The following is a 15,122-nucleotide window of genomic DNA, read 5'->3' on the forward strand; positions in this document are numbered from 1 at the left end:
GTACGCATTATTGAATAAAATGGGGTTTTCGAACCCCTTTTGTTTATCACGCAGGTCAATTCTGATTTGCTTTATCTAGTACTACGAATGAAAATCTCGATAAATCGATTAAAAAAATATATCCCTCATACCGAATCTGCAGAGGAAATCGGCGCCTTGCTGACGCAGTCTGGTTTGGAAGTGGAGGGAATTGAAGAATTTGTTTCAGTCAAAGGAGGTCTTGAAGGTATTGTGATTGGAGAGGTGTTGACTTGCGAAAAGCATCCTAATGCTGATAAATTAAGCATTACCACCGTAGATATTGGAACTGGAATTTCACCGATTGTTTGCGGAGCACCAAATGTGGCCAAAGGGCAGAAGGTGTTGGTTGCAACAGTTGGAGCTACACTTTTTCCATCTGAAGGAGATTCATTCCAGATTAAAAAAGCAAAGATCAGAGGCGAGGTTTCCGAAGGGATGATCTGTGCTGAGGATGAGTTAGGCCTAGGGTCCAGCCATGCCGGGATTATGGTTTTGGATACGGACCTGCCAAATGGTACTCCGGCTTCTGAATTCATTGAGATTGGTCAGGATCAGGTGTTGGAAATCGGTTTAACGCCGAACCGTGCTGATGCAGCTTCCCACTTAGGAGTTGCGAGAGATTTGAAGGCACTCTTGGGAAAGGATTTAGTAATCGATGCTGCACCTGAATTGAAAGTAGAAACTTCCGGTCCTGTGATTGAGGTGGAAGTTGAAAACACTGCTGATTGCCCACGATATGCCGGAGTGGTGATTACAGACCTGAAAGTTGGGCCTTCTCCGGCTTGGCTTCAGAATTTCCTGAAGGCATTGGATTTGGAGCCAATCAATAATGTGGTGGATATCACCAATTTCATTTTACATGATTTGGGTCAGCCTCTTCACGCTTTTGATGCAGAGAAAATTTCCGAAGGAAAAATCATCGTTGGCAAACTTCCGAAGGACACAGAATTTGTGACTTTAGACGAAAAGAAGCGCAAGCTTTCCGGTGAAGAATTGATGATTAAAGATCCAAAAGGTGGACTTTGTATCGCTGGGGTTTTTGGTGGAGAAGATTCTGGAGTTTCAGATAGCACCACTTCCATTTTCCTGGAGTCTGCTTATTTTTCTCCGGATATCGTCAGAAAAGGATCCCAGTTTCATGGCTTGAAAACAGACGCTTCTTTCCGTTTCGAAAGAGGGACTGATCCTAATATGCCAGTTTATGCGCTGAAAATGGCGGTTAAGTTACTTCAGGAGATCGCGGGAGGAAAAGTGAGCTCTGAGCTGATTGATATCTATCCTGAGCCGATCGAGGATTTTATGATTGATGTGAATTACGGTCATATCAATCGTCTGATTGGAAAGAAAATTGAGCCTACTCAGGTGAAATCTATCTTGGAAAGCCTGGAGATCAAAGTGGAAAATGAAACGGCAGAGGGCTTTACCGCCACTGCCAAGCCATATAGAGTGGATGTAACTCGGGAAGCCGATATCATCGAAGAGATTTTAAGAATCTACGGTTTCCACAATGTGGAGCTTTCCGAAAACCTAAGAACGGATTACCTCGCGGAGCATCCTGTGAAGGATTTGAACAAGCTGCAATATCGCCTTACTGAGATATTGACTGGTCAGGGTTACTACGAGATGATTACCAATAGCTTGACCAAGTCGACTTATGCGGAGAAATCGGGCTTCCTTGATCCAAAAGACAATGTTGTTATTTACAACAAGCTTAGCGAGGATCTGGATGTGATGCGTCAAAGTTTGCTTTACTCCGGGCTGGAGGTTTTAGCCAGAAATATAAACCGTCGTCAGACCGATTTGAAATACTTTGAATTTGGCACCGTTTATCATAAGGCTGAGGGAGGATATTCAGAAAGCAGAAGACTTTCTCTTTTTCTTACGGGAAAAAAGACTGCCGAAAGCTGGTTGGAGCCAACCAAATCATTTGCTTTCGCAGACATTTATTCGACGGTTGAAGCTATTTTGGAAAAGCTGAATGTGCAGGCAGGCGATCTTTCTATGATTGAAACCGCGCCTTATGCATATGGTTTGAAAATCATGCTTGGTCAGAAGGAATTGGCGACAATAGGTCTCGTGGATGATAAGATTTTGAAGCAAGCGGAAGTAAGACAAGAAGTGTGGTTTGCGGATTTGAACTGGGATCTGCTGTGCAAAAAAGCTACAGGTTTGAAGAAGTTTGAGGAGATCTCAAAATTCCCTGAAGTTCGCAGAGACCTTTCCTTGGTGATAGACAAAACGGTGAGCTATGATCAGGTGAAAACGGTAGCCACGAAGTTTGGTGGAAAATTATTGAAAAGAATTGGAGTTTTTGATGTGTACCAAGGTGATAAAATTGATGCTGGCAAAAAGGCATATGCATTAAGTTTTCACTTACAGGATCAGGAAAATACGTTAACTGATAAGGTAATTGACAAAACTATGAGTAAATTGATTCAAGCCTTTGAGAAAGAGGTAGGTGCTTTGATAAGAACATAGAAATGATTCAGGAGGAACTGCAAAAATTAGAGAAACTCGCGCTACAGGCGAGTAGTAAATTGCTTGAGATCAGTGAGGAAAACCAGCAATTGAAGCAAAAATTATCTGAAGTAAGTACTGCTTTGGATAAAAAGGAGCAGGAAATCGAACATTTTAAAAATAAAATTAAAATTAGTAACATTGTAGACAACCAACCGGTGAATCCGGAACAGTCAACTGAAATGAGTGACCTAATCAATAATTATATACAAGAGATCGATCATTTAATCACCTACTTATCTGAGTAATATGGAGACACTTGCCATCAGATTGAAAATAGGGGATAGAGAATATCCTATGCGCGTGAAGATCGAGGATGAGTCCAAAATCCGCCATGCTGGCAAGCTGATAAATGAAAAATTAAGAAAGTATAAAGAGGAGTACGGACTGGACGATAACCAGGATTTGCTGGCGATGGTAGCCTTCGATTGCATGGTGGAATCGTTAGAAACTAACCAAGTTAACACGGAAGATTCCGAGCATATTAAATCCAGTATTTCTCATATTAACGCTTTATTAGCTAAGGCGCTATAATTATTTATAACACAAAATCAGGAGATTTTTCAGATTCCCCAAGGTCTAATTATATCCAAAATACCTATGGGAGACATACTATATATTGTCCTCGCAGCCCTTGTTGGGACTGGTGCAGGAGCCGCTATTGCTGGCGCATTAATAAAGAATAAAAACGCAAAATTAGAAGAAGAGACTCGCGAGCGTGTGAAATCCATGCTCAGAGAAGCAGAGATAAATGCAGAGTCTATCAAGAAAGACAGAATTCTAGAAGCAAAAGAAAAGTACCTCAAGCTGAAATCTGAGTTTGATGAGGAGATGAATAATAAGAAGAATATTATCATCACCAACGAGAATAAGGTTAAACAAAGAGAGCAGCAGGTTTCCAAGGAATTGGAGCAAGTGAAGAGAAAAGAAGCTGAATTAGATAGCAAATCTGAAAATCTTAGTGCTCAACTACATTCTGTAAAAGTTAAAAAGGAGGAGCTTGATCGCGTAACGAATCAGCGTATTGCAGACCTTGAAAAAGTTGCTAATCTTACCCGTGAAGAAGCTCGTGATCAATTGGTAACTATGCTTACCGAGGAAGCTAATTCCAGAGCGTCTTCCCAGATCAAAGACATCCTTGACGAGGCAAAACTTACAGCTACCAAGCAGGCGAAGAAGATCGTTTTGGATACCATACAGCGTACAGCAACTGAGCATGCTGTTGAAAACTGTGTGTCTGTATTCAACATTGAAAGTGACGACATCAAAGGTAAAATCATAGGTAGGGAAGGAAGAAACATCCGTGCGCTGGAAGCAGCTACAGGAGTGGAGATTGTCGTTGATGACACGCCAGAAGCAATTATTATTTCCGGTTTTGATCCGGTAAGAAGAGAGGTAGCTAGACTTTCCCTTCATAGATTGGTGCAGGATGGACGTATTCACCCAGCGAGAATTGAAGAAGTTGTTGCGAAAACTGAAAAGAATATAGAAGAGGAAATCGTCGAGATTGGCGAAAGGACTTGTATAGATCTAGGTATTCACGGTCTCCATCCTGAGTTGATCAGAATGGTGGGACGTATGAGATATAGATCTTCTTACGGTCAGAACCTATTGCAGCACTCAAGAGAAGTGGCCAAGCTTTGTGCTACCATGGCTGCTGAGATGGGCTTGAATGCGAAGATGGCGAAGCGTGCAGGTTTGCTTCACGATATTGGAAAAGTATGGCATGAGGAGCAGGAACTCCCCCACGCAGTATTGGGTATGGAGCTTGCGAAGCGATACAAAGAGCATCCTGAGATTTGCAATGCAATTGGAGCTCACCACGATGAAATTGAAATGACTTCCATGATCTCGCCGATTGTACAGGCTTCTGATGCGATATCAGGCGCTAGACCAGGCGCAAGACGCGAAGTGATGGATAGTTACATCAAGCGTCTGAAAGACCTTGAGGAGCTTGCTTTGAGCTTTGACGGGGTGAATAAATGCTTTGCTATGCAGGCAGGTCGTGAACTTCGGGTTTTAGTAGATGCAGATAACGTAGATGATTCTACAGCAGGTAAGCTTTCTTTTGATATTTCTCAGAAAATAGAAAAGGAAATGCAGTATCCTGGACAGATCAAGATTACTGTAATCAGAGAAATGAGGTCAGTAAATTACGCTAGATAACGTAAGTATTAATTCTTATTTTGAGGGCAGTTACTAACTTGGTAGCTGCCCTTTCTATTTTATGCTTATGATACCATTGTATAGGATGAACAGCCTCGCAAGTTTGATAGAGGAACTTCGAATATTGTTTAGTAAGGTTCGATTGACTGAATTTGAAATTGAGATTCTGCAACAAAAGTTTCCGTATTACGCCAGGCTTTCAGAAAAGCACAAAAAGGAATTTAGGGAGAAGCTTCAAGTGATTCTTACCTCCAAATCGTTTATAGGTAGGTCTGAGATACGGGTTGTTACTCCAGAAATGAAATTACTAATCGGAGCAACCATCGTGATGGTAACTTTTGGCTGGGATGACATTCGTCTTCGTCATTTCGATAAAATCCTGATATACCCAGATACATATTACAGCACCATTTCCCAGAAGTACCATCGAGGTGAGGTTAACCCAAGGCATGGGATTATTGCCATGTCATGGAATTGTTTTCTGGATGGGATGAAAAACGAGAAAGATGGAGTAAATCTTGGTATTCATGAGGTCGCCCATGCCCTCAAACTGGAAAATCAGATTTACTATAACGATGAATGTGAATTCTTCAACCCGGAGGTTTATCGGTCTTTCCAAGTACTCGCCAATGAAGAAATCCAAAAAATAAAAGTCGGAGACCAAACCGTTTTCAGATCAAGTGCCGGCTTTGATGATGATGAGTTTTTCGCGGTTGCTTTGGAAACGTTCTTCGAAAAGCCTCATGAATTTTTTGATTATCATCCCGAGCTATATGGGGCATTGGTGAGATTGATGCGCCAAGATCCTAGGGTTTGGATCAGAGTTGCAATTTGAAATTCATTTGAAATCTTAAAATCCATTTTGATCTTTTTCCCTGCTTTCTTATCTAGAATCAATTCCTTTTTAGCAAAAGAATGTACTTTGGTAGTTTAGAAAACTAAAAAAGTATTGCTACATGAGAAGTTCGCTTAAGTATGTTGGGGTCGTAATGTTGAGTTTGATCGGTTTAGGATCTTGCACGCCCAAGGAAACAAAGCAGGAGGAATCCACATTTGATTTGGATAAGGAAACATATTCCAATCCCTTGGATGTAGCATTTGGAGATCCATTTATACTGAATGACGGGGATGGGAAATACTATATGTACGGAACCGGAGGGGGAGCAAAAGATGGTTTTGCTGCTTATTCATCCGAAAACTTGATTGATTGGAAATTTGAAGGTCAGGTCTATCAGGGAAATACCGAAGATAGCTGGGCAAGTAAATTCTTCTGGGCTCCGGAAGTCTATAAAATTGAAGAGAAATATTACATGTTTTTTAGCGCCCAATGGAAGGTGAATCCAACGAACGAAGAGGAGAATTTCATGATTGGAGTGGCAGAGTCTGATAGCCCGACTGGACCTTTTACAGAGATGTACGACAAGCCTATTTTTGATCCTGGCTATCCTATTATTGATGCGAATGTTTATTGGGAGGACGGGAAATATTACCTCTATTATTCAAGAGCATGCTACAAGCATCCTGTGGAAAGTGAAGTAGCAGACTGGGCCAAAGAGAAAGGCTGGTATGAGGAGATCGAAGAAAGCTGGGTTTACGGAGTTGAGCTTAAACCTGATTTCTCGGGGGTAATTGGCGAGCCTGTTTTATGCCTTCGCCCGCCTGTGAAAATGGATGATGCGCAATCCGAGTGGGAAAGCAGGTCAGTTACCAAGCAGGAAATAAACAGAAGATGGACTGAAGGGTCTGTGATATTTAAGCATGAAGACACTTATTACATGATGTATTCTAGCAACTATTACGCTGGTGAAAATTATGCCGTTGGATATGCAACTTCCAAGAGTCCATTAGGTCCTTTTACCAAAGCGGAAAATAATCCGGTTTTGGAACTCAATACGCACAAAGGTGGCGAGGTGACTGGCACTGGACACAATAACATTGTTTTCATGGATAATGGAGACATGTATTGTGTTTATCATGGTCGTACGAAGGAATCAGGACAAGAGCGGGTAGTATTTCTCGATAAAATGGAAATCAAACCTGACGGCACTTTAGTGGTCCATGGACCAACAACTACCCCGCAGGTTATGCCTTTATAAGGATTGCCCATTAAGAAAAAGGGAAAGCATACTATTGCTTTCCCTTTTTCTTTTTATATAAACAGATTTGAATCTGATAATCTTATTTGAGCCTACTTAGCTTGTAAAAGTTGGTCTACTGATTCAGATACAGCTTCCACCAGTCCATCGTAATTCCTCAGGTCTTCTCCCCAATAGGATCTCTCACTCAATAGTTTCTCTACAGTTTCCTTAGTAGAACCAAGCTTCCAAGCTGCATTGAATTCTGAAATAATCGTTGGGTTGTCGTTTACTGGAGTTTCGACTCCATTGTAATTTCCTTTATAGAATACCAATAGCGCGGCGAAAGATAATGTAAGTTTTTCTGGCCAAACTTTTTTCAACTCATAGTAAGCAAGTAGTGAAGGAAGAACACGGACCTTGAATTTGGAAATACTATTTAGCGCGATGGACTTTAATTCATGCACAATAAATGGATTGGCGAACCGCTCTAATACATCATTTGCAAATTGCTCCAATTCCTTCTGAGGCATGTCAAGTGTGGGAATGATCTCCTCGTAAATCGCTTCTTTCAAAAAAGCTCCGATTTCCGGGTTTTCCACAGCTTCTCTTACAGTTCTTAGGCCTTTCAGATATGCATAAGGCACCATAGAAGTATGACCGCCATTGAGGATTCTTACTTTTTGGGTACGGAAAGGAGCGAGGTTATCCACAAATTTCACATTGAGACCCGCTTTATCCAATGCGAATTCTTTTTTCACAGTGTCAGCCCCTTCTATGGCCCAAAAGTGATAAGGCTCCACCATCACAGCCATATTGTCTTTGTAGCCGAGTTTCTCCTGAATTTCTTCAATCGATCCTTTTGGGAAACCAGGGACAATTCTATCTACTAGCGTGTTGCAGAAAATATTTTTCCAATCAATCCACTCAGAAAACTCTGCCGGCAACTTCCAGAATAAAATGTATTTCTGTATGCATTCCTTTAGTGCATCTCCGTTTCCTTCAATCAATTCGCAGGGGAGGAAAATCAGGCCTTTTGAAGCATCCCCATCGAAAGTTTTGAATCGATGGTAAAGCAATGCTGTAAGTTTCCCAGGGAAAGTTTTAGAAATACTGTCTGCTGAGTGATCAGTTTGGTCAAAAACAATTCCTGCTTCCGTGGTATTAGATACTACAAATCGTAGGTCCGGATTTTCTCCGAGTTTCAGGTATTCCTCATAATCTTCAAACACATTTGTAATTCCTGCTACACAGGTGACAAGGGTGGATTCCTGTACCAATTCTCCATTTTTTAAGCCTTGTTCTATCACATGAAAAAGACAATCTTGGTCTTTCATTGGATTATTTGCAGACTTGCTATGGACTTGCACAATGTGTATATCACCATCAAATACTTCAGCTTGGTTTGACTTTTCTACCATCCAATCTGTAAATCCACGAAGGAAATTTCCATTTCCAAATTGAAGAATCTTGACAGGTCTTGGAGAAGTATGAGGTAGAGCAGTTTTGGATAGAAGTTGCATGAAAAGTAGCGTGTGTAAAGGGTGTTAGATCTTCTGAATATTTAAGGAGGAATTCCTGATGATTAGTTCTGGTTTTAGAATCGTTTTTTTGGAAATTATATTGGTTTGGTCCTTTTGATTTAGAATTTCAAAAAATGTTTCCGCTGTGATATTTCCCATCGGAATACTTTTTTGGTTGACTGTAGTCAGTGTTGGTTCAGTGAAGGAGGTGAAAGGCTCGTCTCCGAAGCCAACTAACTTTACGTCTTGAGGAAGCTTGTATCCATTCTCTTTCAATACCTGCATAGCTCCCATGATAGAATAATCTGAGGCTGAGAATACTGCGTCAAAAGGGATTTTTGCATCAATGACTTCCTGCATGGATGCCCGCCCATCTTCCAGCTGAAGCTTACTAAATCGAATCAATTCTGAATCCAAAGGAATTCCGTGTTCCAGTAAGGCATCTTCATAACCTCTTTTGCGCTCTTTGTAGATATTGATGTTTTGGGAACTGGTAAAATGTATGATTCTCCTGCATCCTTGTTCTATCAAATGCTCAGTTGCCTGAAATGCCCCATAATAATCGTCAATTACAACTTGGCTAACATCAAGCTCATTCGTCACTCGATCAAACAATACCAATGGAATTCCCTTTTTTAATATCTTTTTGAAATGATCTACGTTTTCAGTCGTCTTTCCTATGGATGCAATAACACCGTCTACCTGTACATTTAGCAGAGCTTCAATAGTTTGCATTTCCTTTTCGTAGTCATCGTATGACTGGGAAATGACCACCTTATAATTCAATGAATTGGCAATTTCCTCTATCCCTCGGATGACCGAGGAGAAAAAGTTTCTATTCGCAGTTGGAACTACTACGCCTATTAATTTGCTTCGACCGCTTCTTAGCGCTGAAGCAATGTTATTCGGCTGGTAATTCAGTTCTTTTGCAGCTTTTAATACTTTTTTCTTTGTGGCTTCAGAGATTCTGGGATTGTTATTTAATGCTCTCGAAACTGTAGAGGCAGTTACCTGTAGCTTTTCAGCTATGTCATGAATGGTGGCTTTACCGTTTTTCATTGCCTATAGGTTGGGTTTACGATTGCAGCAGCTAAAATAACTATTCTCCAATTGGCTTTCCTATAGTTGCCAAAATACCCCCGTCTACATAGATGATCTGACCATTAATGAAATCACTCGCCGGACTGGCTAAAAAAACTACTGTTCCTCCAAGGTCGTCAGGGTCTCCCCATCTTCCCGCCGGAGTTCTATTGACAATGAAATCGTTGAAAGGATGTCCATCTACCCGGATCGGAGCAGTCTGCTCAGTCGCAAAATAACCTGGTCCTATGCCGTTGACTTGAATGTTGTATTTAGCCCATTCGGTGGCCAAGTTTCTGGTTAGCATTTTCAAACCACCTTTGGCTGCCGCATAGGCACTTACTGTATTTCGGCCAAGTTCACTCATCATAGAGCAAATGTTTATGATTTTCCCACTGCCATTTTTCACCATGGTTTTGGCAACTCTCTGGGAAACTATGAACGGTGACACCAAGTCAATGTCAACAACTTTCCGAAAGTCTTCCGGCGCCATTTCTAGAGCTGGCACCCGCTGGATCATACCAGCATTATTTACCAAAATATCAATATTACCAACTTCCTCTTCGATTTTAGTGATGGCTGCATCCACAGCTTTTGCATCACTTACATCAAATAAATAGGAATGAGCTTTTATATTTTCGGCAGCATAATCCTTTAGTGCTGCTTCCATCTTAGAAGGTGTATGACCGTTGATGACCAAAGTAGCCCCTTGATGGGCGAGGGCTTTTGCCATAGCCATACCAAGCCCGTGTGTTGCTCCCGTTACGAAAGCAATTTTGCCTTTTAGTTCGAAATTAGGTTTCATGTTTTGTGATTTGGTTTTCAAAGGCAATGTGGATTTCGCCTGGTTTTATTCATACCTATATCTTTCTATGGATAGGCAAACCTTGTTTTAATTTTATCTTAATTCTGAAGGTGCGACCACATCCATGTCTCCATAATCGAGATTTTCTCCAGCCATTCCCCAAATAAAAGTATAATTGGAAGTGCCGGCTCCACTGTGAATAGACCATGGTGGAGACAAAACAGCTTGTTGATTTTTCATCCAAATATGTCTGGTTTGCTGGGGCTCTCCAATAAAGTGGCAAACCATCTGATCTTCTGGAAGATCAAAATACAGGTACGCTTCCATTCTTCGATCATGAGTATGCGCTGGAAGTGTGTTCCATACGCTCCCTTCTTTGAGTTCGGTAAGGCCCATTTGAAGTTGGCAGGTTTTAACAACACTATTCACAATCAGCTTTCGGATTTTACGATGATTGGATGTTTCAAGAGAACCTATTACTACCTTTTCTGCTTCTTGCTCACTGATTTTTTTTGATGGATAAGTGGTATGAGCCGGGGCAGAATTAAAATAAAATATTGGCTGATCTGTAGAATTTCCAGATTTGAAAGTGACTGACTTTGTGCCTCTTCCCAAGTAAAGCGCTTCCTTATTTTCCAAGGTATAGCTCACTCCATCTGCTATGACTTCTCCCGTTTTACCTATGTTTATAATCCCCAATTCTCTACGTTCAAGAAAGTAATCAGATTTTAGAGGTGTTATAGTTTCCAGTGTTAAGTCTTTGCTGATAGGTACTACACCTCCCACAATCATACGATCATAGTGTGTATAATTCATGTTTATTTGATCTTCTATGAATAGATTTTCCATCAAAAAAGATTCTCTCAATTGATCTGTATCCATACTTTTAAACTCACGCGGACTAACGGCATGCTGAATAAAATAAGATTGGTTTTGCATAAGTAAGGGTGGTTATATTAGTCTGGCAAAGCAGTACTAAATAATTATTTAATCAAGTTTTAAAATAAAGGGAGATTCAAGTGTTTTAGAAAAATTCATGAGGTACTTATTCCAGTCAGAAAGAGAAGAGAATTCGTTAGCTTTTTCCCATCCAAAACCTGCGTAAAAGCTGATTTTTTCCTTTGGTTTGAAAACCATATATAGATGACTTTGTTCCTTGGATTCAGTCCTGAACTCGAATAATCGATCGATATCTGTATTACTCGCAACTATTCCAATACCTAGCTTGGCATCATCTATGGTTTCCCAATAGCTAATCCATCCAGCCTCAGGGTCAGAATTCACTTCACCATTTCCACTGTGGAGGGTAATACCAGTTGTTACGTTAGGTAAGGATTTGTCACTTTTCAATTTCACTTCCATGTGATAAAGTTGAGATCCCAAATCTAGAGAAATCCTTTTTGTCTCCTGAATAGTTGCCTCACCTGCTTTCCATGGTGCGTAACTCAATTCGAAAATTGTCCGTAAAGGACCATTTGCTATAAGTTTATAAGTGGTAAAATTCTTAGAAACATACAATGAATCCTCGATCAAAACTCCGATTCCTCCGATTCCTCGGCTATCACCTACATGATAGGGATCATATCCTTCTCCCGAGTCATTGTGATAACTCCCACCATCTACATATTTCTTATACCATTTATCTATGATGGGATAATCCACACGTTTAAGCCAAGCATCAATTCCGCTTGTAAGCGTACCGCCGGGAAGTTTTTCATCTGTCAGTCGTTGCGCCTCAGGGCCATAGGTGCGAAAAGCTACCTTGTCATTTTCCCAGGCAAAGTCATCAATTCGTTCAGGTACAAATCGGCCAAATGTGCTGATATCAGAACTAGCAGGTTCGGCATTTGAAGTCAGGGTGTAACTTTTGGTTTCATTTCCATTCACTTCTGCGAGAAAGAGTAGCTCATCTAAGTGGCCATCCAGGTCAGAATCTACCCACTGTGTCAGCACTGTCAGATTTGATTTGGTCTCCTTTATATGAAGGGAAGAAGTGTCGAATTTTTCATCCAACAATTCTTCAAGTTGGGTCATAGATATACTGACTACTTCTTTTCTCCGGAAATCCAGTTTGTTTTCTACAGTGAAGGTAGGATCAGCTGAAATTACCAGAAAGGCATTTAGTATAAGTTGAAAGATCATAATATGGAATTATTGGATGCCTAAAAGTAGGGTTGGACTTTACTTCTCAGGGTTAAGCATATTGTACCTTAGCAATGCCTCTAGAAAATAATAATCTGCATAATTGATCGGCACATCTATTTCGGATTTGTTAGGCATATGCCCAGTGCTGTGCTTCAGGATAAACCCTTGATTAGTGCCTGGCTTAGCTAAATAGGCAGGACTACTGAGACTTGTGAGAATTTTTTCTGCCGCATCAAAGTAAGTAGAGCCCTTAGCAGAATATCTTCCAAGCTCAAGTAATCCAGAAGCTGCTATTGCCGCAGCAGAAGCATCTCTGGGGGTATTAGGAATATCAGGTGCGTTGAAATCCCAATAAGGAACCATGTCTTCTGGCAGGTTTGGATGATTTAAAAAGAAGTCTGCGATTTTTTCCGCTTGCTCCAGATATTTTTTGTCACCTGTCTCTCTGTATACCACAGTAAATCCATATAAGCCCCAGGCCTGCCCTCTTGCCCAAGCGGACTCGTCAGAATAACCCTGATGCGTTTTTTTCGCTTTTACATTGCCTGAAGTCTTATCATAATCTACCACATGCACGCTGCTGTTGTCCGGTCGAAAATGATTTTTCAAAGTGGTTTCCGCATGTTTTACAGCCACATCGTAGAATTTAGTATCTCCACTGTATTTGGTAGCCCAAAATAGCATTTCCAGGTTCATCATATTATCGATAATCACAGGATATTCCCAGGATCCAAAGTCCCAAGAGCGTATACTTCCAACTTTAGGGTCAAATCTTTTAATCAAGGTCTGGGATCCCTGCAACAGAATTTGAGCATATTTTGGATTTTCGGTAAGTTTTAAGCCATTACCAAATGAGCAATACAACACAAAACCAAGATCATGAGTATGAGTGTGAAATTTGGCACTTTCCAAACCTGCATTCCAGGCTGCAGCGGAGTCAGCCCATTTTTGATCCTGGGTATAAGAATACATATACCACATGCTTCCTGGATAAAATCCACTGGTCCAATCTTTCGAAGAAACTGCATGCAAACTTCCGTCAGCATTAACTGACCGTGGGTATGTTGACTTATCGGTATGGTTTTTCAGACTGTATTTAAGTTGGGATTCCGCAGTATTCATGGTCTTGGATACGCTTAAATCTGCGGTTGATTTACAGCTAGTAGCTAAAAGGCATATGCCTAAGCAAAGAAATAATAAATGTTTCATTGACTCGGGATTTGTGGAAAATAGGATCGACGAATTCGTTCGTCGATCCATTTTTACAAAATAAGAATTAATAACCAGGATTGTTTGGAGACAAGTTCGGATTGATTCTCAATTCGGAAGCAGGAAGTGGCATCAGGTAATCCCGACTAGGGTCAAAATTCGGGTGTGGCTCAAGACTGTTTGGACCTGTAAAAACCTCCGCGCCCAGATCTCTTCGCTTTATATCATACCATCTTTTCCACTCAAATGCCAGTTCCAATCTTCTGTCTTCCATTACCAAATCAATGAATTCGGATTTGCTCATACTAGGAGCTACATCGGCAGGAAAATCGGATTGAACTCCATTCCAGTTTCTGGCTCTCGCCCGAATCTGGTTTAAATAGCCAGCAGCTTCTTCATTTGGACCATTTATTTCACCCAATGCTTCCGCAGCGATCAACAAAACCTCTGCATATCTAAAATCGGAAAAGTTATGATCAGAGTATCGCCCGATGGCATTACCATTGCCGAAATCTCTTGCCCACTTCCCAATATGTGGTCTCTGAGTGGAGAAATCAGTGTAAGGATGTGCTACACCGTCAATAGTCAGTGTGTCAATAAAACTTACTTTTTTCCTGTAATCCCTATCGTCCCATTCCTCATATACATTCATACTTGGAACTGAAACACCATAGCCTCCTGTAAGATTAAGCACTAATATCATCGGCACCAGAGAGTCATCGTTATTTCCTCCGACATTTTGTTGACCAAGGAAGTCAAAAGCGAAAATGGTCTCCTTTAGGGAATTTGCAATAGAGCCTTTGAAATTGTCTTCGAAGTCCGTCTCCAATTCATATCCAAATAACGCTTTGTTGTCTATAACAAATTTTGCTTCATTATATGCCTCCTGGTATTCACCTAAAGTCAAGTGAACAGAAGCGAGATAGGATGCCGCAGTGCCTGCGGTAGGACGGGTACGTATATTATTCTTATGTGTATCTGGTAGCCACTGCTTGGCAAATTCGAGATCAGCGATAATACCTGCATAAATCTCTGCTTCTGAAGTTTTAGAAACAGTCTTTAGACTTGAAGGATCCGTAACTGCAAAATTGATGTAAGGCAAATCACCGAACATTCTCACCAAGTGGTAATAGGAAAATGCCCTGATGAATTTGGCTTCGGCAATCAAAGGATTAATCTCCTCATCCGAAAGCCCCAGGCTCATTCCTCCTGCTTCGGCCGAGTTGGCAGCATTGATTGCTTGAAACCATTGCGGCCAAAACTTTCCAACCATTCCATTATTGGAATCCATGTTGAAATCATTGACTTGGATTCGTTCTGCTGAAGTGGCACGATTACCAATGTCTACCATGTCACCACGGAATTGCAGTGCACAGATAAATTGTCTTCCAAAGAGATTTTCCGAAGCGATCACTCCGTAAGCTCCCAAGACAGCAGTTTCTACATCTTTTGGGGTTTTGAAAAAGGTCTCAGGCGCAAAAACACCGATAGGTTTTTCATTCAGATCTGCACAGGCTGAAACAGATAGCATCAACCAAACAGCTAAAATTATATTTTTTGTCGTTTTCATGATTTTGATGT

Annotated in this window: 13 protein-coding genes; 6 read left to right on the plus strand and 7 right to left on the minus strand. The window is 41.0% G+C overall.

What is annotated here, in order from left to right:
- Positions 1-87: 87 nt before the first annotated feature.
- From pheT to AACZ73_RS13585, 6 genes are all read left to right on the plus strand, one after another.
- The gene (pheT, locus tag AACZ73_RS13560) at positions 88-2,499 is read left to right on the plus strand and encodes a phenylalanine--tRNA ligase subunit beta (protein WP_339878609.1); all 2,412 of its coding nucleotides are present in this window, start codon (positions 88-90) and stop codon (positions 2,497-2,499) included.
- 2 nt (positions 2,500-2,501) lie between these two features.
- The gene (locus AACZ73_RS13565; RefSeq protein WP_339878611.1) at positions 2,502-2,786 is read left to right on the plus strand and encodes a hypothetical protein; all 285 of its coding nucleotides are present in this window, start codon (positions 2,502-2,504) and stop codon (positions 2,784-2,786) included.
- Between the two features lies 1 nt (position 2,787).
- The gene (locus AACZ73_RS13570; protein ID WP_233754250.1) at positions 2,788-3,072 is read left to right on the plus strand and encodes a cell division protein ZapA; all 285 of its coding nucleotides are present in this window, start codon (positions 2,788-2,790) and stop codon (positions 3,070-3,072) included.
- A gap of 66 nt (positions 3,073-3,138) precedes the next feature.
- On the plus strand, positions 3,139-4,704 hold the full coding sequence (rny, locus tag AACZ73_RS13575) for a ribonuclease Y (protein WP_339878612.1): 1,566 nt from the start codon (positions 3,139-3,141) through the stop codon (positions 4,702-4,704).
- 85 nt (positions 4,705-4,789) lie between these two features.
- The gene (locus tag AACZ73_RS13580) at positions 4,790-5,539 is read left to right on the plus strand and encodes a zinc-dependent peptidase (RefSeq protein ID WP_339878614.1); all 750 of its coding nucleotides are present in this window, start codon (positions 4,790-4,792) and stop codon (positions 5,537-5,539) included.
- Between the two features lie 121 nt (positions 5,540-5,660).
- Positions 5,661-6,800, plus strand: a complete 1,140-nt coding sequence (locus AACZ73_RS13585) for a glycoside hydrolase family 43 protein (RefSeq protein WP_339878615.1) — start codon at positions 5,661-5,663, stop codon at positions 6,798-6,800.
- 92 nt (positions 6,801-6,892) lie between these two features.
- Here AACZ73_RS13585 and AACZ73_RS13590 read toward each other — a convergent pair whose 3' ends face one another.
- From AACZ73_RS13590 to AACZ73_RS13620, 7 genes are all read right to left on the minus strand, one after another.
- The gene (locus AACZ73_RS13590; RefSeq protein ID WP_339878616.1) at positions 6,893-8,302 is read right to left on the minus strand and encodes a tagaturonate reductase; all 1,410 of its coding nucleotides are present in this window, start codon (positions 8,300-8,302) and stop codon (positions 6,893-6,895) included.
- Between the two features lie 24 nt (positions 8,303-8,326).
- Entirely contained in the window at positions 8,327-9,361 is a 1,035-nt protein-coding gene (locus AACZ73_RS13595; protein WP_339878617.1) for a LacI family DNA-binding transcriptional regulator, read from the minus strand.
- Positions 9,362-9,401: 40 nt separating this feature from the next.
- Positions 9,402-10,187: a gluconate 5-dehydrogenase gene (locus AACZ73_RS13600; protein WP_339878619.1), complete on the minus strand. Its 786-nt coding sequence runs from the start codon at positions 10,185-10,187 to the stop codon at positions 9,402-9,404.
- A gap of 93 nt (positions 10,188-10,280) precedes the next feature.
- Positions 10,281-11,126 carry a 5-dehydro-4-deoxy-D-glucuronate isomerase gene (gene kduI, locus AACZ73_RS13605; protein ID WP_339878621.1) on the minus strand — a complete coding sequence of 282 codons (846 nt, stop codon included), beginning with the start codon at positions 11,124-11,126 and terminating at the stop codon, positions 10,281-10,283.
- Positions 11,127-11,174: 48 nt separating this feature from the next.
- A complete protein-coding gene (locus AACZ73_RS13610) occupies positions 11,175-12,329 on the minus strand; it encodes a DUF4861 family protein (RefSeq protein ID WP_339878623.1) in 1,155 nt (384 codons plus the stop codon).
- A gap of 39 nt (positions 12,330-12,368) precedes the next feature.
- Complete coding sequence (locus tag AACZ73_RS13615; protein ID WP_339878625.1) at positions 12,369-13,541, minus strand: glycoside hydrolase family 88 protein; 1,173 nt, start codon at positions 13,539-13,541, stop codon at positions 12,369-12,371.
- A 67-nt stretch (positions 13,542-13,608) separates the two neighbouring features.
- The gene (locus AACZ73_RS13620) at positions 13,609-15,111 is read right to left on the minus strand and encodes a RagB/SusD family nutrient uptake outer membrane protein (RefSeq protein WP_339878627.1); all 1,503 of its coding nucleotides are present in this window, start codon (positions 15,109-15,111) and stop codon (positions 13,609-13,611) included.
- Positions 15,112-15,122: the final 11 nt, after the last annotated feature.

The sequence above is a fragment of the uncultured Algoriphagus sp. genome, assembly GCF_963974835.1.
Classification (GTDB): domain Bacteria; phylum Bacteroidota; class Bacteroidia; order Cytophagales; family Cyclobacteriaceae; genus Algoriphagus.

Coding starts and splice junctions, on each gene's coding strand:
- rny (WP_339878612.1), top strand. CDS start 3,139: ATGGGAGACATACTATATATTGTCCTCGCAGCCCTTGTTGGGACTGGT.
- AACZ73_RS13585 (WP_339878615.1), top strand. CDS start 5,661: ATGAGAAGTTCGCTTAAGTATGTTGGGGTCGTAATGTTGAGTTTGATC.
- AACZ73_RS13615 (WP_339878625.1), bottom strand. CDS start 13,541: ATGAAACATTTATTATTTCTTTGCTTAGGCATATGCCTTTTAGCTACT.
- AACZ73_RS13610 (WP_339878623.1), bottom strand. CDS start 12,329: ATGATCTTTCAACTTATACTAAATGCCTTTCTGGTAATTTCAGCTGAT.
- AACZ73_RS13595 (WP_339878617.1), bottom strand. CDS start 9,361: ATGAAAAACGGTAAAGCCACCATTCATGACATAGCTGAAAAGCTACAG.
- AACZ73_RS13600 (WP_339878619.1), bottom strand. CDS start 10,187: ATGAAACCTAATTTCGAACTAAAAGGCAAAATTGCTTTCGTAACGGGA.
- pheT (WP_339878609.1), top strand. CDS start 88: ATGAAAATCTCGATAAATCGATTAAAAAAATATATCCCTCATACCGAA.
- AACZ73_RS13570 (WP_233754250.1), top strand. CDS start 2,788: ATGGAGACACTTGCCATCAGATTGAAAATAGGGGATAGAGAATATCCT.
- AACZ73_RS13590 (WP_339878616.1), bottom strand. CDS start 8,302: ATGCAACTTCTATCCAAAACTGCTCTACCTCATACTTCTCCAAGACCT.
- AACZ73_RS13620 (WP_339878627.1), bottom strand. CDS start 15,111: ATGAAAACGACAAAAAATATAATTTTAGCTGTTTGGTTGATGCTATCT.
- AACZ73_RS13580 (WP_339878614.1), top strand. CDS start 4,790: ATGAACAGCCTCGCAAGTTTGATAGAGGAACTTCGAATATTGTTTAGT.
- AACZ73_RS13565 (WP_339878611.1), top strand. CDS start 2,502: ATGATTCAGGAGGAACTGCAAAAATTAGAGAAACTCGCGCTACAGGCG.
- kduI (WP_339878621.1), bottom strand. CDS start 11,126: ATGCAAAACCAATCTTATTTTATTCAGCATGCCGTTAGTCCGCGTGAG.